Origin of the sequence: Streptomyces sp. 135 (assembly GCF_020026305.1) — a bacterium.
Taxonomy (GTDB): domain Bacteria; phylum Actinomycetota; class Actinomycetes; order Streptomycetales; family Streptomycetaceae; genus Streptomyces.
The window spans coordinates 5278356-5297375 of sequence record NZ_CP075691.1; the positions used below are offsets into that span (position 1 = coordinate 5278356).

Annotated in this window: 20 protein-coding genes and 1 pseudogene; 11 read left to right on the top strand and 10 right to left on the bottom strand. The window is 71.7% G+C overall.

The features are described 5' to 3' along the window. Positions 1-14 precede the first annotated feature (14 nt). A complete protein-coding gene (hutH, locus tag KKZ08_RS23965; RefSeq protein ID WP_223779161.1) occupies positions 15-1562 on the top strand; it encodes a histidine ammonia-lyase in 1548 nt (515 codons plus the stop codon). Here hutH and KKZ08_RS39010 read toward each other — a convergent pair. After that, positions 1559-2185: an AAA family ATPase gene (locus KKZ08_RS39010; protein ID WP_346657920.1), complete on the bottom strand. Its 627-nt coding sequence runs from the start codon at positions 2183-2185 to the stop codon at positions 1559-1561. The genes hutH and KKZ08_RS39010 overlap by 4 nt on opposite strands. Beyond that, a complete protein-coding gene (locus KKZ08_RS23975; protein WP_223779162.1) occupies positions 2182-2475 on the bottom strand; it encodes an LPXTG cell wall anchor domain-containing protein in 294 nt (97 codons plus the stop codon). The genes KKZ08_RS39010 and KKZ08_RS23975 overlap by 4 nt, the downstream gene beginning before the upstream one ends. A gap of 128 nt (positions 2476-2603) precedes the next feature. On the opposite strand from KKZ08_RS23975, the gene KKZ08_RS23980 reads away from it, so the two are divergent. The 3 genes from KKZ08_RS23980 to KKZ08_RS23990 all read left to right on the top strand — a co-directional run bounded on the left by KKZ08_RS23980 (position 2604) and on the right by KKZ08_RS23990 (position 8117). After that, positions 2604-3002: a hypothetical protein gene (locus tag KKZ08_RS23980; protein WP_223776409.1), complete on the top strand. Its 399-nt coding sequence runs from the start codon at positions 2604-2606 to the stop codon at positions 3000-3002. Between the two features lie 295 nt (positions 3003-3297). Further along, positions 3298-4563, top strand: coding sequence for an Ig-like domain-containing protein (locus tag KKZ08_RS23985; protein WP_223776410.1), 1266 nt, complete (start codon positions 3298-3300; stop codon positions 4561-4563). 215 nt (positions 4564-4778) lie between these two features. Continuing rightward, entirely contained in the window at positions 4779-8117 is a 3339-nt protein-coding gene (locus tag KKZ08_RS23990; protein ID WP_223776411.1) for a S8 family serine peptidase, read from the top strand. 10 nt (positions 8118-8127) lie between these two features. On the opposite strand, the gene KKZ08_RS23995 is transcribed toward KKZ08_RS23990, so the two are convergent. Beyond that, complete coding sequence (locus KKZ08_RS23995; RefSeq protein WP_223776412.1) at positions 8128-8514, bottom strand: nuclear transport factor 2 family protein; 387 nt, start codon at positions 8512-8514, stop codon at positions 8128-8130. A gap of 25 nt (positions 8515-8539) precedes the next feature. Here KKZ08_RS23995 and KKZ08_RS24000 point away from each other — a divergent pair, with 25 nt between their 5' ends. The 3 genes from KKZ08_RS24000 to KKZ08_RS24010 are packed head-to-tail and all read left to right on the top strand — an operon-like array spanning position 8540 to position 10254. Beyond that, positions 8540-8932 carry a helix-turn-helix domain-containing protein gene (locus tag KKZ08_RS24000; RefSeq protein ID WP_223776413.1) on the top strand — a complete coding sequence of 131 codons (393 nt, stop codon included), beginning with the start codon at positions 8540-8542 and terminating at the stop codon, positions 8930-8932. A gap of 38 nt (positions 8933-8970) precedes the next feature. Continuing rightward, entirely contained in the window at positions 8971-9426 is a 456-nt protein-coding gene (locus KKZ08_RS24005; RefSeq protein ID WP_223776414.1) for an ASCH domain-containing protein, read from the top strand. Between the two features lie 6 nt (positions 9427-9432). After that, positions 9433-10254 carry an alpha/beta fold hydrolase gene (locus KKZ08_RS24010; protein WP_223776415.1) on the top strand — a complete coding sequence of 274 codons (822 nt, stop codon included), beginning with the start codon at positions 9433-9435 and terminating at the stop codon, positions 10252-10254. Here the strand turns inward: KKZ08_RS24010 and KKZ08_RS24015 are convergent. Both KKZ08_RS24015 and KKZ08_RS24020 read right to left on the bottom strand, forming a co-directional pair. Next, positions 10236-10619, bottom strand: coding sequence for a VOC family protein (locus KKZ08_RS24015; RefSeq protein WP_223776416.1), 384 nt, complete (start codon positions 10617-10619; stop codon positions 10236-10238). The genes KKZ08_RS24010 and KKZ08_RS24015 overlap by 19 nt on opposite strands. 196 nt (positions 10620-10815) lie before the next feature. Further along, positions 10816-11812, bottom strand: a pseudogene (locus KKZ08_RS24020) (NAD(P)-dependent alcohol dehydrogenase). 130 nt (positions 11813-11942) lie between these two features. On the opposite strand from KKZ08_RS24020, the gene KKZ08_RS24025 reads away from it, so the two are divergent. Together KKZ08_RS24025 and KKZ08_RS24030 are read left to right on the top strand one after the other, a co-directional pair. Further along, positions 11943-12863, top strand: a complete 921-nt coding sequence (locus KKZ08_RS24025) for a helix-turn-helix domain-containing protein (RefSeq protein WP_223776417.1) — start codon at positions 11943-11945, stop codon at positions 12861-12863. 108 nt (positions 12864-12971) lie between these two features. After that, positions 12972-13343, top strand: a complete 372-nt coding sequence (locus tag KKZ08_RS24030) for a helix-turn-helix transcriptional regulator (RefSeq protein WP_223779163.1) — start codon at positions 12972-12974, stop codon at positions 13341-13343. Positions 13344-13368: 25 nt separating this feature from the next. On the opposite strand, the gene KKZ08_RS24035 is transcribed toward KKZ08_RS24030, so the two are convergent. Together KKZ08_RS24035 and KKZ08_RS24040 are read right to left on the bottom strand one after the other, a co-directional pair. Continuing rightward, positions 13369-13983: an ATP-dependent Clp protease proteolytic subunit gene (locus KKZ08_RS24035; protein WP_223776418.1), complete on the bottom strand. Its 615-nt coding sequence runs from the start codon at positions 13981-13983 to the stop codon at positions 13369-13371. Positions 13984-13997: 14 nt separating this feature from the next. Further along, positions 13998-14657 carry an ATP-dependent Clp protease proteolytic subunit gene (locus KKZ08_RS24040; RefSeq protein ID WP_223776419.1) on the bottom strand — a complete coding sequence of 220 codons (660 nt, stop codon included), beginning with the start codon at positions 14655-14657 and terminating at the stop codon, positions 13998-14000. A gap of 186 nt (positions 14658-14843) precedes the next feature. On the opposite strand from KKZ08_RS24040, the gene KKZ08_RS24045 reads away from it, so the two are divergent. Then, on the top strand, positions 14844-15299 hold the full coding sequence (locus KKZ08_RS24045) for a hypothetical protein (RefSeq protein ID WP_223776420.1): 456 nt from the start codon (positions 14844-14846) through the stop codon (positions 15297-15299). 229 nt (positions 15300-15528) lie between these two features. On the opposite strand, the gene msrA is transcribed toward KKZ08_RS24045, so the two are convergent. Both msrA and KKZ08_RS24055 read right to left on the bottom strand, forming a co-directional pair. Beyond that, positions 15529-16233, bottom strand: coding sequence for a peptide-methionine (S)-S-oxide reductase MsrA (gene msrA, locus KKZ08_RS24050; RefSeq protein WP_223776421.1), 705 nt, complete (start codon positions 16231-16233; stop codon positions 15529-15531). A gap of 107 nt (positions 16234-16340) precedes the next feature. Continuing rightward, entirely contained in the window at positions 16341-17459 is a 1119-nt protein-coding gene (locus KKZ08_RS24055; protein WP_223776422.1) for a hypothetical protein, read from the bottom strand. 101 nt (positions 17460-17560) lie between these two features. On the opposite strand from KKZ08_RS24055, the gene KKZ08_RS24060 reads away from it, so the two are divergent. Beyond that, positions 17561-18724 carry a cystathionine gamma-synthase gene (locus tag KKZ08_RS24060; protein WP_223776423.1) on the top strand — a complete coding sequence of 388 codons (1164 nt, stop codon included), beginning with the start codon at positions 17561-17563 and terminating at the stop codon, positions 18722-18724. 18 nt (positions 18725-18742) lie between these two features. On the opposite strand, the gene KKZ08_RS24065 is transcribed toward KKZ08_RS24060, so the two are convergent. Further along, positions 18743-18997 (bottom strand): hypothetical protein, encoded by a 255-nt coding sequence (locus tag KKZ08_RS24065; RefSeq protein WP_223776424.1) that lies wholly within the window; start codon positions 18995-18997, stop codon positions 18743-18745. Positions 18998-19020: the final 23 nt, after the last annotated feature.

Genomic DNA, 19020 nt, shown 5'->3' on the forward strand with positions numbered 1-19020 from the left:
TGCTGAATATGGATATGCACAGCGTGGGCACCGTGGCCCTTGGGACGTCCGGGACGAGTGCGGCGGACGTCATCGCCGTCGCGCGCGACAACGCACGGATCGAACTGACCGACGAGGCACGGGCCGCCCTGGCCGCCTCGCGCGAGATCGTCGACGCGCTCGCGGCCAAGCCCGACCCCGTCTACGGCGTCTCGACCGGCTTCGGCGCCCTGGCCAGCCGCCACATCGGCCCCGACCTCCGCGCCCAGCTCCAGCGCAACATCGTCCGCTCGCACGCAGCCGGCATGGGCCCGCGCGTGGAGCGTGAGGTCGTACGCGCGCTGATGTTCCTGCGCCTGAAGACGGTCTGCTCGGGCCACACCGGCGTACGCCCCGAGGTCGCGCAGACGATGGCCGACGTCCTGAACGCGGGCATCACCCCGGTCGTCCACGAGTACGGCTCCCTAGGCTGCTCCGGCGACCTCGCCCCGCTCAGCCACTGCGCGCTGACGCTGATGGGCGAGGGCGACGCCGAAGGCCCCGACGGTGCGCTGAAGCCCGCGGGCGAGCTGCTCGCCGCGCACGGCATCACGCCCGTAGAGCTGCGGGAGAAGGAGGGCCTGGCGCTCCTGAACGGCACCGACGGCATGCTCGGCATGCTGATCATGGCCCTCGCCGACCTGGAGACCCTCTACAAGTCGGCCGACGTCACCGCCGCCCTCACCCTAGAAGCCCTGCTCGGCACGGAGAAGGTCCTCGCCCCCGAGCTGCACGCCATCCGTCCGCACCCGGGCCAGGCCGCCTCCGCCGCCAACATGCTCGCGGTGCTCGTCGGTTCGGGCCTCACCGGCCACCACCAGGACGACGCGCCGCGCGTCCAGGACGCCTACTCGGTGCGCTGCGCCCCGCAGGTCGCGGGCGCGGGCCGCGACACCATGGCGCACGCCCGCACGGTCGCCGAGCGCGAGCTGGCGGCCGCCGTCGACAACCCCGTCGTGCTGCCCGACGGCCGCGTGGAGTCCAACGGCAACTTCCACGGCGCCCCCGTCGCCTACGTCCTCGACTTCCTGGCCATCGCCGCCGCCGACCTCGGCTCCATCGCCGAGCGCCGCACCGACCGGCTCCTGGACAAGAACCGCTCGCACGGCCTGCCGCCGTTCCTCGCGGACGACGCGGGCGTCGACTCCGGCCTGATGATCGCCCAGTACACGCAGGCCGCCCTGGTCAGCGAGATGAAGCGCCTCGCGGTCCCCGCGTCGGCCGACTCCATCCCCTCCTCCGCCATGCAGGAGGACCACGTCTCCATGGGCTGGTCGGCGGCGCGCAAACTGCGTACCGCCGTCGACAACTTGACCCGCATCGTGGCCATCGAGCTCTACGCCGCCACCCGCGCCGTCGAGCTCCGCGAGGGCCTCACCCCGGCCCCCGCCACGCAGGCGGTCATCGAGGCGATCCGCAAGGCGGGCGTCGAGGGCCCGGGCCCGGACCGCTTCCTCGCCCCGGACCTGGCGGCCGCGGACGCGTTCGTCCGCTCCGGCGCGCTGCTCGCCGCGGTGGAGCCGGTGACGGGCGCGCTGGCCTAGGCCACGCCCGTGGCGCCACGGCCGAGCGCCTGCCGGACGCGGGACGCCAGCGTGGCCCAGGGCCGGGCGTCGACCACCGGCAGCGCGTGCAGGGCCGCCTGCTCGCCGAGCCAGTGGGAGTACGCGGCGCTGATCGCGGCGCGCTCGGTCTGGTCGCCCTCGTCCGGCTCCCGGCAGGCGTAGTTGGCGGCGATCTGCCCGGGATCGCCCTCGTGCAGGAAGACGGCCCGCACCTCGCGCCCGGCCGCGGCGCCCGCACGCACGGCGCGCGCCGCGGCGGCCGGGGTGAGGTAGTCGCCCTCGATCACGGCGGGCACGTCGACGGTCAGGCGGTTGCGCACGACGCCGAGGAGCGCGGGGTCCAGGGCCCGGGCCGTGGCGATCTGGAGCTCCAGGACCCGCGCGGGGGAGAGCCGCGAGACGCCGCCGTCGAAGTGGTGGAGGTCCGGATGCCCCCGCGCTGTGGTGATCGCCAGGACCGCCGCGACGGCGTCGTCGAACTCGACGACGAACGCCTTCGACTCCGCTGCCAGTTGAGCGGCGGCCCGGCTCTTGCCGACGCCGGACGCGCCGCCGAGCAGCAGGATGTCCCAGGGCGCCGTACGTGCGCGGGGCCCGCTCAGAACGCCGCGCCGCGCGCCTGGCCCGAGCGCTCTCTGCGGACGGAGTAGGCCACGAAGCCCGCCCCGAGGCCGAGGAACGCCGTCCCGCCGGCCACGTACGGAGTCGTGTCGAAGCTGCCGGTGTCGGCGAGGCGTCCGGTGGTCGCGGTCGCGGTCGCATCGTGGTGGGGGGCCGAGTTCGCGGGCCTGTCGTCCCGGGGGGTGTCGTGCGACCCGGCGGAGGTCGCGTTCGCGGAGGGGACGAACCACAGGGCGCCGAGGAGGGCTCCGGCGGCGGTGGCGGTCAGCATCGAACGACGTGCGGACACGGAATCGGATCCCCCTTGTGGCGCTGGCGAATTGGCCGTGTGGGGCGATGGTAATGAAAGGCGCGGGTCGCGGGAAAGTCGCGGGGGGAGCGGGCCTTACGCTCCCTCGTATGACTGGAGACGAGACATCACGGTTTGTGCGACTGCGGGTTGAAATGGTGGTGGAGGTCGAGGACGCCGAACAGCTGACCGGTGCCGCGCTGGCCCGTGTCGCGGAGGACGGGCAGATGCCCGCCGAGGAGCGCGCGCACGCCGAGAGCGCCGTCAAGGAGGACGGCGCGGAGGCGCTCGCCTATCTGGTGGATCCGTTCGACCTGGTCAGCGCGGTGCCAGGGATCGAGCTCACCCAGGCCTCGTGGAGCAGCGAAATGATCGACTACGACCCCGACTCGCCGGACTGGGACCCCGACGAGGATGATGACGACGACGGCGAGAGCGACGGGGACGACGAGCCCGACGCGGAGTACGGCCATGAGGCGATGTACGGCCGCGACGACAGGCTCGCCTAGCCGACGGCGCGATCCGGACCTGGATTAGGAGATCCGGAATCGGGGACCCCGGACAGCAACCGCCGTCCGGGGTCCCGTCGTCTCATCCCCGCACGGTGATCGGCTTTCCCCTCGGCGGTCCCATGCCGCACAGTGGTGGCGGGGACCGGCGCCAGCACCGCGGACGTGGTGTTCCCCACACTCCGCGCGGAAGTGGAACGGGACGAACCGGGCAGGACGTTATGCGGGGTTACGAGGCACTATCGGGGCCGGTCACGGCTGGTTCGGGGATTCGGCAACTATGGAGATGCGTGTGATGACGGACAGTAGGCGTCGCAAGTCGGGGCGTGGACGCAAGGGCCTGGCGGCCGTGTCCGCGCTCGTCGGCGGCGTGCTCGTGCTCTCGGCGTGCAACGGCGACGACGGGGGCAAGGCCTCCGGAGGCGGCAAGGAGTCGCAGAACCAGGTCGACGAGGCGGCGGCCAAGAAGACCTCCGCCGCCCAGATCCGGATCGCGCCGAAGAACGGCTCCGACAACGCCAGCATCAACAGCGCGGCCAAGGTCACGGTCAGCGAGGGCACGCTCACCTCGGTGGTGATGAAGGCGTCCGACGGTCAGGCCGTGGCCGGTCAGATATCCGCTGACAAGACGAGCTGGAAGCCCGCCGGCCAGCTCGAACGCGCCACGAAGTACAAGATCTCGGCCACCGCCAAGGACTCCGAGGGCCGCAAGGCGCACGAGAACTCGACGTTCACGACCGTCTCGCCGGCCAACAGCTTCATCGGCAGCTTCACGCCCGAGAACGGCTCGACGGTCGGCGTCGGCATGCCCGTGTCGATCAACTTCGACAAGGGCATCACGAACAAGAAGGAAGTCCAGTCCGCGATCAAGGTGTCGTCCACCAGCGGGCAGGAAGTCGTCGGCCACTGGTTCGGCAACAACCGCCTGGACTTCCGCCCGGAGGAGTACTGGCAGGGCAACTCCACCGTCACGCTGAAGCTGGACCTCGACGGTGTCGAGGGTGCCGACGGTGTCTACGGCGTGCAGCAGAAGACCGTCCAGTTCAAGATCGGCCGTAACCAGGTCTCCATCGTCGACGCCAAGACGAAGACGATGAAGGTCACCCGGGACGGCAAGGTCATCAAGACCATCCCGATCTCCGCGGGCTCGCCCGAGAACAAGACGTACAACGGCAAGATGGTGATCTCCGAGATGTTCAAGGAGACCCGCATGGACGGCGCGACCGTCGGCTTCAAGGACAACGACGGCAAGGGCGAGTACGACATCAAGGACGTGCCGCACGCCATGCGGCTGTCCTCCTCGGGCACCTTCATCCACGGCAACTACTGGGGCTCGCCGTCGATCTTCGGCAACGCCAACACCAGCCACGGCTGCATCGGCCTGGAGGACGCCAAGGGCGCGGGCGACAAGAGCAAGCCCGGCGCCTGGTTCTTCGACAACACCATCACCGGTGACGTCGTCGACGTCCGCAACACCGGCGACAAGACCATCGCCCCGGACAACGGCCTCAACGGCTGGAACATGGACTGGGCGCAGTGGAAGGCCGGCTCCGCCGTCTGATCCCACGCGTACGCGCGCACACGCGTACAGTCGTACGACACGACGCGGCCCGCACCCCGGCAAGGGTGCGGGCCACCGTCATGTCCGGGCAAAAACCCACCGGCACCAACTACCCGCTTTCTTCCCACTATTGAGCAGATGTTCGACTCTCGGCATACTTCGGTGTCCGAGGGGCGGCAGCCCCTTCAACTCCAGGGGGAGACTTGCACAGACAAGTGAAGAGAGCGGGCGGGGCCACCGTCGCCGCGGCCGTCGCCGTGGCGCTCGCGGCGGGCATGACCAGCCCGGCCTCCGCGGACCCGGCGCAGCCGACCGGTGCGCGGGGCGCGGCGGGCAAGTCCGCCGGCACCGACCACGTGACGCTGATCACGGGCGACCGGGCCGTCCTCGACGCCAAGGGCCGCGTGATCGGGCTCGACCGGGCCAAGGGGCGCGAGCACATCCCGGTGCAGGTGCGGCGCAAGGACGGCCACACGCTGCTGATACCCGCCGACGCGCAGCGCCTGATAGCCGACGGCAGGATCGACCAGCGGCTGTTCGACGTCACCGAGCTGAACAAGAAGCGCAACCGCGCGGCCCAGAAGAAGGGCCTCAAGGTCATCGTCGGCTACAAGGGAGCCGCGACCGGGGCCAAGGCGGACGTCCGCTCGGCCGGTGACACCACGGTCCGCAGGACCCTGAAGTCGCTGAACGCCGACGCCGTCACCACTCCCAAGCGCGACGCCGCCGACCTGTGGGCCGCGCTCACCAGCGGCAAGGGCGACGCCCGCACCGCCGCGTCCGGCATCAGCCACGTCTGGCTGGACGGCGTCCGCAAGGCGAGCCTCGACAAGAGCGTCAAGCAGATCGGCGCCGACAAGGCGTGGGCCGCCGGGTACGACGGCAAGGGCGTGAAGATCGCCGTCCTGGACACCGGCATCGCCGCCGACCACGCGGACCTCAAGGGCCAGGTGGTCGCCGAGAAGAACTTCACCCCCGGCACACCTGCCGAGGACGCCAAGGACCGCTACGGCCACGGCACGCACGTCGCCTCGACGGCGGCCGGCACCGGAGCCACGTCGGGCGGCAAGTTCAAGGGCGTCGCACCCGGCGCCAAGCTCCTGAACGGCAAGGTCCTCGACGACGAGGGCTACGGCGACGACTCCGGCATCATCGCCGCCATGGACTGGGCGGCCGCCGAGGGCGCCGACATCGTCAACCTCAGCCTCGGTGGCGGCGACACCCCCGGTGTCGACCCCCTCGAAGCGCAGGTCGACAAGCTCTCCGCGGAGAAGGGCATCCTCTTCGCCATCTCGGCGGGCAACGACGGCGAGCCCGGCTCCGTCGGCTCACCGGGCAGCGCGGACGCCGCGCTCACCGTCGGCGCGGTCGACGACAACGACGAGCTCGCGGACTTCTCCAGCCAGGGCCCGCGGGTCGGCGACGGCGCGATCAAGCCCGATGTGACGGCTCCCGGTGTGGACATCACCGCGGCCTCCGCGCCGGGCAGCGTCCTCGCGAAGGAGGTCGGCGAGAGCCCCGCGGGCTACCTGACGATCTCCGGTACGTCGATGGCCGCCCCGCACGTCGCGGGCGCCGCCGCGCTGCTGAAGCAGCAGCACCCCGACTGGAAGTACTCCGAGCTGAAGGGCGCCCTGACGGCGTCCACCAAGGGCGGCAAGTACACGCCGTTCCAGCAGGGCTCGGGCCGTATCGCCGTCGACAAGGCCATCAAGCAGACGGTCTTCGCCGAGCCGGTGTCGGTGAACTTCGGCACGCAGCAGTGGCCGCACACCGACGACAAGCCGGTCACCAAGAAGGTGACGTACCGCAACACCGGCAAGGCCGACGTCACCCTCGACGTCACGGTGAGCGGCACCGACCCGAAGGGCCGCCCGGCCCCGGCCGGCTTCTTCGGCCTCGGCGCGAAGAAGGTGACCGTCCCCGCGGGCGGCACCGCCTCCGTCGACCTGACCGCCGACTCCAAGCGGGGCGCGGCCCTCGACGGCGCGTACTCCGCGTACGTCGTCGCGACCGGCGGCGGGCAGTCCGTGCGGACGGCCGCCGCCGTGGTGAACGAGGTCGAGTCGTACGACCTGACGGTGAAGCTCATCGGCCGGGACGGCGCTCCGGCGACGACCTACGACCTGGACCTGGAAGGCGTCAGCGGCCCCGCCGCCGACATGTCGTACAACCCGTACGACGAGTCCGGCACCGTCAAGGTGCGCGTGCCCAAGGGCGGCTACATCCTCAACTCGGGCCTGTTCGTCGACCCGACGGACTTCAAGAAGGGCGCCGACTGGATCGCGCAGCCGAAGCTGAACGTCACCAAGGACGCCACGGTGACGCTGGACGCGCGGACGACGAAGCCGGTGGACATCACGGTGCCGGACGCGGGCGCCGAGCTCGGGTTCGCCGCCCCGGACTACACGGTCGACGTCCCGCAGGGGAGCTACAGCTTCGGCTGGTGGCTCGACTCGTACGCCGACTTCCGTACGAAGCACCAGGGTGCGGCGGTCACCGACGGCTCGCTGTTCCAGCAGTGGGGCGGGCACTGGACCAAGGGTGACGACACCGAGTACGACATCGTCACCGGTGGCAAGGTCAAGGAGCTCGCGACCGGGTACACCAAGCACTTCAAGGCGGCCGAGCTCGCCAAGGTGAAGGTGAACGTCGGCGCGTCGTCCTCGGGCAAGAAGGGCGCGCTGAGCGCCATGGGCAGCCTCCCGGGCAGCACCAGCGGCTCCTCGGTCGGCATACCGCGTCCGCTGCCCACCACCCGGACGCTGTACCTGTCCACCGTGGACAAGGCGAAGTGGAGCCTCGACCTGGAGCAGCAGGCCGGGACCGGCCCGGACGGCTGGCCCATCGTCGACGCCGGCTACACGCTCGGCGCCGCGCAGGCCTTCAAGGGCGGCCAGAGCTACGAGAAGACCTTCAACACGGCCGTGTTCGGGCCGCGCGTCGGAGGCGACCTCGGTGTCTTCCGCCAGGACAACGAGATCGTGGGCTCCCTGCCGCTGTTCGCCGACGGCAAGAACCACCTGGGCTCCTCGCTCTACACGTCGGTGAAGACCACGCTGTACCGCAACGGCACCAAGCTGGGCGAGAACGACGACCCGCTGGTCGGCGGGGCGCCGTTCAAGGTGCCTTCGGGCGATGCCGCGTACGAGCTGAAGACCTCGGTGAAGCGGTCGGTGAAGGTCGCGGCGGCCTCCACCCGCGTCGACGCGAGCTTCAAGTTCCGCTCCAAGAAGGTGGACAGCGCGAAGCTGCCCGTCTCCGTCGTGCGGTTCGGTCCGGCGGTCGACCTGCGCAGCAGGGCGGAGGCCGGCAAGACCCAGTCCGTACCGGTCACGGTCCAGGGCGCGGCGGCCGGTGCGAACCTCAAGTCCCTGTACGTCTACGTCTCGTACGACTACGGCCAGACCTGGAAGCAGGTCAAGGTCGTCAACGGGAAGATCTCGGTCAAGAACCCCGAGAAGGACAAGGGGATCTCCTTCCACGCCAAGATCACGGACAAGAAGGGGAACAAGTCGACGCTGTCGATCCACAACGCGTACTACGGCAAGTGACCTTGCGCCGCTAGTGCGTTGACCGCGGCGCGGCGCCGAAGGGACTGTCGATCACGTATCGCCAGAACCCGTCGGCGCCGCGTCGTGCCACGTCCGTCGCGGTGGAGCGCACCACGCCGTCGCCGATCTCCCAGTCGACGACGAGGAGGGCGATCTCCCCGGCGACGTGCACATGCCGCGGCGTCACGGAGATCGGCAGGCCGAGGGCGAGGAAGGGGCCGTTGGCGGCCGCGATCTCCGCGCTGCCGTGCACGGCGGCTCCGGTGTCGGGCACGAAGGCGGCCCGCTCCTCGTAGAGCTCGCGCACGGCCTCGGCGTCGCCGCTGTTGAACCGCTCGGCGAACGCGGCGGGGACATCCTCGGCGCGGGTGGGCAGGGACGGTGTCGATATCGTCATGGCCCAGACGGTAGGAGAGGGACTCGTGACTCACCGAACGGTAAGCGGCGCGGCCCGAGCCGGCCGCCCGGGGCTCCCGGACGACGCGCGGGCCCGCGTCACGGCCCCGAGCCCGTCCTGTCCCGTGGAGATCACCCTCGCCGCCCTGCGCGGCCGCTGGACGACGCTCCTGGTCCGCGAGCTGCTGCGGCACGAGCGGCGCACGTACAGCGAACTGGCCGCCGCCCTCCCCGAGCTGTCCGACAAAGTGCTGACGGACCGCCTCGCCCAGCTCACCGCCGCGGGCGCCGTCGAGCGCACCCGCACTCCCGGCTGGCCCCCGGCGGTCACCTACGAACTCACCCCGCACGGCCGCGCGTTGGGGCCGGTGCTGCAAGCGCTGTGGGACTGGGGCGCGTCCCGCCCGCCCCAGGAGTGAGCCCCAGGATGAGCCGGTCGGGCCATTACTGTGCTCCCATGACCACGTCACCGCAGGGCAACCAGGGCACCCACGACTCGCTCCCCAAGGCGGAGTTCGCCTTCCCCGGACCGCTGCGCGACCAGCTCGTGGCGGCGATCCTGGACGGCTCCAAGACGTCGACGACGGGCCTCCTCCTCGACTACGAACGCGACGGCGACCCGCTCCCGGCCGCCGGTGAACGCGCGGTCGTCGTCGACTCGGACGACCGGCCCGTGGCCGTCATCGAGACGACGGACGTACGGATCGTGCCGCTGGCCGACGTGGACCTCGCCCACGCCGTGGACGAAGGCGAGGGGTACACGACCGTCGCCGCGTGGCGGGCGGGGCACGAGAACTTCTGGCACGGCGCGGAGCTGCGCGCCGCGCTCGGCGACGACACGTTCACCGTCGACGACGGCACCGAACTCGTCCTGGAGCGCTTCCGCCTCGTCGCCGACCTGCGGGGGAAGTGACCGGCCGTGCCCTTCGCCGAAGCGGCCGACGGCGCCGCGATCCACTATCAACTGCACGGCGCGGGCGGGCCGTTGGTGCTCCTCGCCGGGCAGTCCAACAGCCACCACTGGTGGGACTGCGTGCGCGACGACTTCGCCGCGCGCTTCACCACCGTCGTCATGGACCACCGCGGCACCGGCGAGAGCGACCGCCCCGACACCGACACGTACAGCACGCCGGGCTTCGCCCGTGACGTGATCGCGGTCCTCGACCACGCGGGCATCGACCGCGCCCACGTCTACGGCACCTCGATGGGCGGCCGCATCGCCCAGTGGCTGGCGGCCGACCATCCGGAGCGCGTCGACCGCCTCGTCCTCGGCTGTACGTCGCCCGGGGCCCCGCACGGCGTCGAGCGCGGCCCCGAGGTCCGGGCCGCCCTGAACCAGGCCGATCCGCACGCCGTACGCCGCGCTCTGCTGGAGCTCATGTACACCCCGGCCTGGCTCGCCGGGCAGGAACGCGACCGCCCGGGGCGGGAGTTCCACACCCTCGGCGACCCGGACATGCCGGCCCACGCCCGCCGCCGCCATCTGCGGGCCAGCGCCCGCCACGACGCGTGGGAGGCGCTGCCGCGCATCACGGCGCCGGTACTGGTCGTGCACGGCACGGACGACACGTTCAACCCGGCGGCCAACGCCCCGCTGCTCGCCGCCCGCATCCCGGACGCCAGGACGTTCCTCGTCCCGGGCGCCCGGCACGCCTACTTCGAGGAGTTCGCGGACGTGGCCACCGAGCCGGTGCTCGCGTTCCTGGAGGGGAGCGCCCCGCCTCAGCCGCCGCTGCCGTAGGGCCGGGTGAGGATCTCCAGGTTGTGCCCGTTCGGGTCCTCCCAGTAGACGCCGCGTCCGCCGTCGTTCGTGTTGATCTCGCCCGCGCGGTGGTGGTACGGGTCGGCCCAGTAGGCCAGGCCCCGCTCCTCGATGCGGCCGAAGATCGTGTCGAACTCGTCCTCGGAGACCAGGAAGGCGTAGTGCTGCGGCGTGATCGGGCCGCCGCTCTCCATGTAGTCGAGGGTCACGCCGTTGGGGATCTCCACGGGGATGAACGGGCCGTACTCCGGACCCGCTTCGAGCCCCAGGATGTCGGCGAGGAACTGCGCCGACGCCTTCCTGTCCGTGGCCGCGACGATCGTGTGGTTCAACTCGATGGACATCGTGTGACCTCCCTGCTTGCCGAAAGTCTCGCCGGAACCCCCGTGTCCCGCGCTGACGAGGACCACGGTAGGCCGGGGCACACGGCGCCCGGATCGGTCACGGGTCCCGGTTCCGCCGCGCCCTGCGGACCAGGCCCCGCGACCGAGGCGTTTTCCGGCCACGAGGACCGTTCGTCACAGCGAGCGCCGATGACCCTCAGATCGTCGCCGCGTCGATCACGAAGCGGTAGCGCACGTCGCTGGCGAGGACCCGCTCGTACGCCTCGTTGATCTGGTCGGCGCGGATCAGCTCGATCTCCGAGCCGAGCCCGTGCCCCGCGCAGAAGTCCAGCATCTCCTGCGTCTCCCGGATGCCGCCGATCATGGAACCGGCGAGGGTCTTGCCGCCGCCGATCACGCGGGCTTCACGAAGGCGCCCTCGGTGCGCAGCAGCAGCTTGGCGCCGAGACCGTGGAGAGGATCATGTCGAAGGACCCCGCCAGCTGCTCGAAGGTGGCGTCGTCGCTGGTCGCGTAGTAGTGGTCGGCGCCGAGCCGCTCGCCGTCGGCCTTCTTGCGCAGGGACTGCGACAGGACGGTCACCTCGGCACCCATGGCGTGCGCGATCTTGACGGCCATGTGGCCGAGACCGCCGAGGCCCACCACGGCGATCTTCTTGCCGGGGCCCGCGTTCCAGCGCTTGAGCGGGGAGTACGTGGTGATGCCGGCGCACAGCAGCGGCGCGGCCACGTCCAGTGCCAGCCCGTCGGGGATGCGTACGGTGTACGCCTCGTCCACGACGATGTGCGTGGAGTAGCCGCCGTAGGTCGGCTCGCCGTCCTTGCCGAGGCCGTTGTACGTGGGGACGTTGCCCTTGACGCAGTACTGCTCCAGGCCCGCCCGGCAGTTCTCGCACTCACGGCACGAGTCGACCATGCAGCCGACGCCGACGCGGTCACCGACGGCGAACTTGCTGACGCCCGCTCCGACCTCGGCCACGACTCCGGCGATCTCATGGCCGGGCACCATCGGGAAGATGCCCTCGCCCCAGCCGTCACGGGCCTGGTGGATGTCCGAGTGGCAGATACCGGCGTACTTGATGTCGATCAGGACGTCGAACTCGCCGACGGCGCGGCGCGGGACGGTGGTGAGCTCCAGCGGCGCGTCGGGGGCGGGGGCGGCGTAGGCGGAAACGGTGGTGATCTGCTCAGTCATGTCTCCGAGCCTGCCTCCCGCCGGCGACATCACCCAGCCCTCCGTGCTGCCTACGTCCAGCGGTCCTACCACTGGCGGGGACAGGCTCAGGGACGTACGACCGGCGGGACGAGCCGGGATAATGGAACGCATGGACGACACCTCCGAGAGCGCGGCCCCGCACCCGCAGGGCCCGCCGGGCAGGCCCCTGGACAGCCGGGCCGAGCTGAGCGAGTTCCTGCGCTCGCGCCGGGCGCGGCTCCAGCCGCAGGACGTCGGGCTGACCGGCTTCGGGCGCCACCGCCGGGTGCCCGGTCTGCGCCGCGAGGAGCTGGCGCAGCTCGCGGGGGTCTCCGTCGCGTACTACACCCGCCTGGAGCAGGGCAACGGCCGCAACGTCTCCAGCGAGGTGCTCGACGCCATCGCGCGCGCCCTGCGCCTGACCGACGCCGAGCACGCCCACCTCACGCGCCTCGCGAAGCCGAAGACGGTGAAGAAGAGGCGGGCCGCCCGGCAGCAGCACCTGCGGCCCGCGCTGCAACGGCTGCTGGACTCCATCGACGGCACGCCCGCGTACGTCGTCGGGCGCCGCTCGGACATCCTCGCCTGGAACGCGGCGGCGGCCGCCCTCTTCGGCGACTGGGGCGAGCTCGCCCCCAAGGACCGCAACTGGGCGCGGATCTGCTTCCTCGACGAGCGCGCACGCGACTTCTTCGTCGACTGGGAGCAGAAGGCCTCCGACATCGTCAGCTACCTGCGCATGGACGCGGGCTGCTACCCCAACGACACGGAGCTGTCCGCCCTGGTCGGCGAACTCTCCGTGAAGAGCGACGAGTTCAGACGGCTGTGGGCCACCCATGACGTGCGGGAGAAGGGGCACGGCGTCAAGCGCATGCGCCACCCGCTGGTGGGCGAACTGACCCTGGCGTACGAGACGTTGCGGCTTCCGGACGACTGCGACCAGTCGCTGGTCATGTACCACGCGGAGCCGGGTTCGGCGTCGGCGCAGGGGCTGCGGCTGCTGGCGAGCTGGGGCCGGGACGCGTCGTCGGTGGGCTCGGGCGCGCAGTAGCCGCCCCGGCTGTGGGGGCAGGGGATTTCGCGGGCGGCAGAACGTCCCGCGCTGCCCCGCGGCCGGGTTCCCTCCTAGGCTGAGGGGGTGAGCAGCCAAGAGCGGCAGATGCCGAACGACGCCCGCGTCATCCCTCTGCGCCCCGTCAAGGCGGTGCCGGGCCCGGCTCGGGAGCCCGGCCCCGCGGCCAAGGAGCCCCTGTGGCGTGACGTCGTCGGGGACGTCCTGCGCCGCGAGCGCCTCGCGCAGGAGCGCACGCTCAAGGACGTGGCCGACGCGGCCCGGATCTCCATGCCGTACCTCTCCGAGCTGGAGCGCGGCCGCAAGGAGGCCTCGTCCGAGGTCCTCGCGGCCGCGGCCCACGCGCTCGGCCTCGGCCTGTCCGACGTACTGTCCCTGGCCCAGACCCGGCTGGCCGGCCTTCCCCGCGTGAGGCCGGCCAGGGCGTCGTCCCAGGGCGAAGTGCGCCTGGCGGCCTGATGACTCTCGCCCTGCCCGCTGTCGCTCAGGCCGCCTCGGCGGGCAGGGCGCGCCTGCTGAGCACCTGATCGGCGAGGCCGTACGCGACCGCCTCCTGCGCGGTGAACACCTTGTCGCGGTCCATGTCGGCGCGGAGCGTGGCGACGTCGTGCCGGGTGTGCCGCGCGAGGACCTCCTCCACCTGGGAGCGGATCCGCAGCATCTCCTTCGCCTCCAGGGCGAGGTCGGAGACCGTGCCCTGCCGGCCGCGGCTCGCGGGCTGCCCGAGCAGCACGCGCGCGTGGTCGAGCACGAACCGCCGCCCCGGGTCGCCGCCGGCGAGCAGCACGGCGGCCGTGGAGGCGGCCTGGCCGACGCAGAACGTCGAGATCGGCGCGGAGATGAAGCTCATGGTGTCGTAGATGGCCATGAGCGAAGTGAAGGAACCGCCCGGCGAGTTGATGTAGATGGCGACCTCGCGCTCCGGCGCGGCGGACTCCAGATGGAGCAGCTGCGCGATGACGGCGTTGGCGACCCCGTCGTCGATCTCGGTCCCGAGGAAGATGATCCGCTCCGACAGCAGCCGGCTGTAGACGTCGTATGCCCGCTCGCCGCCCTGCGGAGTGCGCTCGACGACGGTGGGAATGGTGTACTGACTCATTTTCCGCTGCCCCCTCAGATCCCGAGCCCGATACGCCGCTTCGACCCGGCGGGCCGCACGTCCTCCAGGGACTCGACCACGCGGTCGACCATCCCGTACTCCTTGGCCTGCTCGGCGGTGAACCACCGGTCGCGGTCCCCGTCGCGGGAGATCGTCTCCTCGCTCTGCCCGGTGTGCTCGGCGGTGAGCCGCTCGATGGTCTTCTTCGTGAACTCCAGGTTCTCCGCCTGGATGGCGATGTCGGCGGTGGTCCCGCCGATGCCGGCCGACGGCTGATGCATCATGATCCGCGCGTTGGGCAGCGCGAACCGCTTGCCGTGCGTCCCGACGCTCAGCAGGAACTGCCCCATGCTCGCGGCGAATCCCATGGCGAGGGTGGAGACGTCGTTCGGGATGAGCCGCATGGTGTCGTAGACGGCGAGCCCGGCGGTGACGGACCCGCCGGGGCTGTTGATGTACAGGCTGATGTCGGTCTTCGGGTCCTCGGCCGACAGGAGCAGCATCTGCGCGCAGACGCGGTTGGCGGACACCTCGTCGACCTGCGTCCCGAGGAACACGATCCGCTGGTTGAGCAGCTGCGCCGCGAGGTGGTCGTCGAACCGGGACGGGGCGGTGTCCCCGTCCTCGCCCCGCGGCCGCACCACCGCGTCCCAGCCACTGCCGAGTACTGACATCGGACCTCCCTGAAGTACCGCGACTCCAACGCCGCGCCGTGCCTTCACTGTTGCCCGCGGATGGCAGCGCTGTCAGGGATCTCGGCTGGTGGCAGATTCGCTGAGGGCAGAGGGGTCACGGACGTGGCCGACGCGGGCTCGGGCGGGGGCCGTTAGGGTCGTGTCCTCGTGGAGTGGATATCGCCTGTGAGTACGTTGCTGGGCGCGGTGATCGGCGTCGGCGCGACGCTTCTCGCCGACCGGATCCGATGGCGGCGTGAGAGCGCGGATCGGGAGACGGCCACGCGGAGACAGCTGTACGCGGAGTACACGGCGGCGCTGTCCCGCGTCCGCACGGCCCTCCACGAGTGCGCGCAGGCGACGGGCGGCGCGATCCCCGGCAGCGAGGACCACGCCCGTGAGGTCCGCGACCGCTTCCTGGCGCCGGGCGCCTACGAGATCCGCCACCAGCTGGCGATCATCGCCCCGGCCGACGTCGTCGAGGCGGCCAGATCCGCCTTCATCGCCCTCCGGACGACGCGTGACCGTGTCCTGGAGGGCGTGACGGCCGGCAGCGAGGTCTACGCGGAGCTGGAGGCGGGGAACGACGCCGCGATCGCCGAGTTGCGCCGCGTGATGCGGCGGGACCTCGGGGCCGACTGAGGGGCGAAATCCTCTTCGAGCCACTTGAGCGTGCCGGGCCGCCACGGCGGGGCCGGCCAGGGTCGCGCCGGGGCGCGGCCATACCGCCTCCTCCGGAGCGAGGCGCGGGCCCGTGCGGTCGGGTGGAGCGAGGCCTCCGCCGTGAGGTCCACGGCGATGCCCCAGGCGGTCCTCAGCATGCGGTACGCAGTCCGCATGGGGTGGTCCCGGTTCGGGCTCGGGGAGCCGGTCAGTTCTGGCCCGGCGCCGGCGCGATGCCCGTCGGGCACGCCCGCCCCCAGTTCGTCTCCGACGGCGTGTCCAGGAGGGCGCCCGTGCCGCCGATGCCGCAGTAGCCGTCGGGGTTCTTGTCCAGGTACTGCTGGTGGTACGGCTCGGCCGGCCAGAAGGGGCGGTTCTGCGCCGGGAGGACCGTCGTCGTGATGGTGCCGTGGCCCGCGGCCGTCAGGACCTGCTGGTAGGCCTCCAGGGACGCCTTCGCGCCGGCCTCCTGCTCGGGGGAGTGCGTGTAGATCGCCGAGCGGTACTGCGTGCCGACGTCGTTGCCCTGGCGGAAGCCCTGCGTGGGGTTGTGGGACTCCCAGAAGAGCTTCAGGAGCGACGCGTACGACACCTTCGACGGGTCGAAGACGACGCGGACCGCCTCCGTGTGGCCGGTCAGGCCGGAGCAGACCTCTTCGTAGGAGGGGTTCTCGGTGTAACCGCCCTGGTAGCCGACGTACGTCGTCCATACGCCCTCCGTCTGCCAGAACTTGCGCTCCGCCCCCCAGAAACAGCCCAGCGCGAAGTCCGCGACCTGAAGGCCCTCGGGATAGGGGCCGAGCAGCGGGTTGCCGAGGACCGTGTGGCGCGCGGGGACCTCGAATTCCGGGGTCGCCCGGCCCTTCAGGGCCTGCTCGGGGGTGGGGAGCTCGGGCGTGCGGCCGAAGATCATGTGGGTCTCTCCTCGTGCGGGACCTGGCAGGGGCGCACCCTCACACGGGTGCCTCAGGGGAACGTGCTCGCGGCCCCCCGCATTCCGGACGGCCCGCGGCCGGCGGCTCAGTGCGGCAGCGTCGCCGGGCTTCCGCCGTTCGCCTCGTACCCCGCGACCGCCAGCGCGCGGTACAGCGCGTAGCTCTCGGCCGGGTCCGTGGTCAGGGTCCAGGGCAGGGCCCCGACGTGGCCGTCCACGTGCACCAGCTGGTTCATGGCCTCCGCCCACCGCTCGCAGTGGACCAGGAAGAGGATCAGCAGATGCCGGACGTGCGCCAGCATCGGGTCGTCCGGGCGCGCGGCGTGCACCGCGAACAGGGCGCCCTCGACGGCCTTGGTGACGACCTCGCTCTGATAGAAGCCGCGGACCAGGTTCACCTCGGGCAAGTGCTCGTAGACGGCGAAGAGCGGGAGCGCCGCGAGCAGGGAGGCACGCGGCGCGCGCGCGGCGGCCGCCTCCGCGAAGCCGTACGCGAGGTCGCGCGAGCCGTGCCACTTCTCGCACCAGTAGTGCAGCGCCGCCAGATGGGCGCCCATGTGCGCGGGCGCGCGGTCCAGGATCTTCAGCCACAGCTGCTCGAACTCCTCGCGGGGGTACGAGAGCCCACGGGCGATCGAGAGCTCGACGATATACGGAATCGGGTCACCCGGCGCCAGCAGCGCCGCCTGCGCGCACGCCTCCCTGGCCTCCTCCAGAATGATCCGGAACTCGTCCGTCCCCTGCTCCGCCGTGCGCCACGCCTGCTGGACGAGGAACTCCGCGTGCACCGCGGCGCCGCCCGCGTCCTTGGGCGCCTCGGCCCGCCACACCCGCAGCCACTGCCCGCCGGGGCTGCCGCTCACGCCACCGGGCCGCTGCTGCAGCTCCAGCGAGGCCGCGCCCGCGAAGGCCTGCACGCGCTGCCAGCGCAGCTCACCGTGCGTCTCGGTGCCCGCGAGGAGCTGCGAGGCGGCCTTCCACTCCTGCGTGCGCTGCACGAGGTCGAGCACTTCGAGGAGATCGGCGTCCGCCCCCGGCATGCGGATGTCCAGCTCCTCCTGGCGCAGGAAGCCGTAGTCCGCCGGGTCCGCGGCGTCCGGCGAACCGGGCGCCACCTGCCGGATTCCACCGCGCCTGCGCAGCAGCACGGGCCCGAGGACCGCGCCGATGACGATCACCGCGAACAGGAACCAGAGAATCTCCATGACCCAAGCGAACCAGACGGGTCCGACAATTGGCCAACCTGCCGGGACGTACCCGGACCGACCCGGCGCAACGGCCCCCGCGCGCACTACGCTCAGGCCGCATGAGTGACTTGCACAGCACGCCCAGTACGCAGAGCTTCGAGACCGTGGCGATCCACGCGGGCAACACGGCCGACCCGCTCACCGGCGCCGTCGTCCCGCCCATCTACCAGGTCTCGACCTACAAGCAGGACGGCGTCGGCGGCCTGCGCGGCGGCTATGAGTACAGCCGCAGCGCGAACCCGACCCGCACCGCCCTGGAGGAGAACCTGGCCGCCCTGGAGGGCGGCCGCCGCGGCCTCGCCTTCGCGTCCGGCCTCGCGGCCGAGGACTGCCTCCTCCGTGCGCTGCTCGCCCCCGGCGACCACGTGGTCATCCCGAACGACGCGTACGGCGGTACGTTCCGGCTCTTCGCCAAGGTCGTCTCGCGCTGGGGCGTGGAGTGGTCCGTGGCCGACACCTCCGACCCGGAAGCGGTCCGGGCCGCGGTGACCGACCGTACGAAGGCCATCTGGGTGGAGACCCCCTCCAACCCGCTCCTCGGCATCACCGACATCGCCGCCGTCGCGCAGATCGCCCGTGAGAGCGGGGCCCGCCTCGTCGTCGACAACACCTTCGCGAGCCCCTACCTCCAGCAGCCGCTCGCGCTCGGCGCCGACGTCGTCGTGCACTCCATGACGAAGTACATGGGCGGCCACTCGGACGTCGTCGGCGGCGCGCTCGTCGTCGACGACGAGGCGCTGGGCGAGGAGCTGGCGTACCACCAGAACGCCATGGGCGCCGTCGCCGGGCCCTTCGACGCCTGGCTGGTGCTGCGCGGCATCAAGACCCTCGCGGTGCGCATGGACCGGCACAGCGAGAACGCCACCAAGGTCACCGACATGCTGACCCGCCACGCGCGCGTGACGAGCGTCCTCTACCCGGGCCTTCCGGAGCACCCCGGCCACGAGATCGCCGCCAAGCAGATGAAGGCGTTCGGCGGCATGGTCTCCTTCCGGGTCGAGGGCGGCGAGGAGGCGGCCGTCGAGGTCTGCAACCGCGCCAGGCTCTTCACCCTCGGCGAGTCCCTGGGCGGCGTGGAGTCCCTCATCGAGCACCCGGGCCGCATGACGCACGCCTCGGTGGCGGGCTCGGCCCTGGAGGTCCCCGGGGACCTGGTGCGCCTCTCGGTGGGCATCGAGGCGGCCGACGACCTGCTCGCCGACCTCCAGCAGGCACTGGGCTAGAAGCCCCGCGTCAGCCGGTCACCAGCGCGTCAGGGGTGGAGTCGTGTCCGACGGCGGCTCCACCCAGGGCCGGGCGGCGCACGCCCACACCGTGAACGCCACGGCGGCGGCCAGCAGCACCAGCCACAGAAACCGCCGCAGGGCCCTGCGCCGCCGCAGCGACCGCCCGCCCCGCCGCACCGCCTCGTCGAAGAGCTCCGGCGGCACGGCGGCGGGCTGCTCGCCCTCCAGGATCCGCCGCACGGCGCTCTCCTTGCGCTCGTACTGGCTCATGACGGCACCGCCGGGCGCACGAG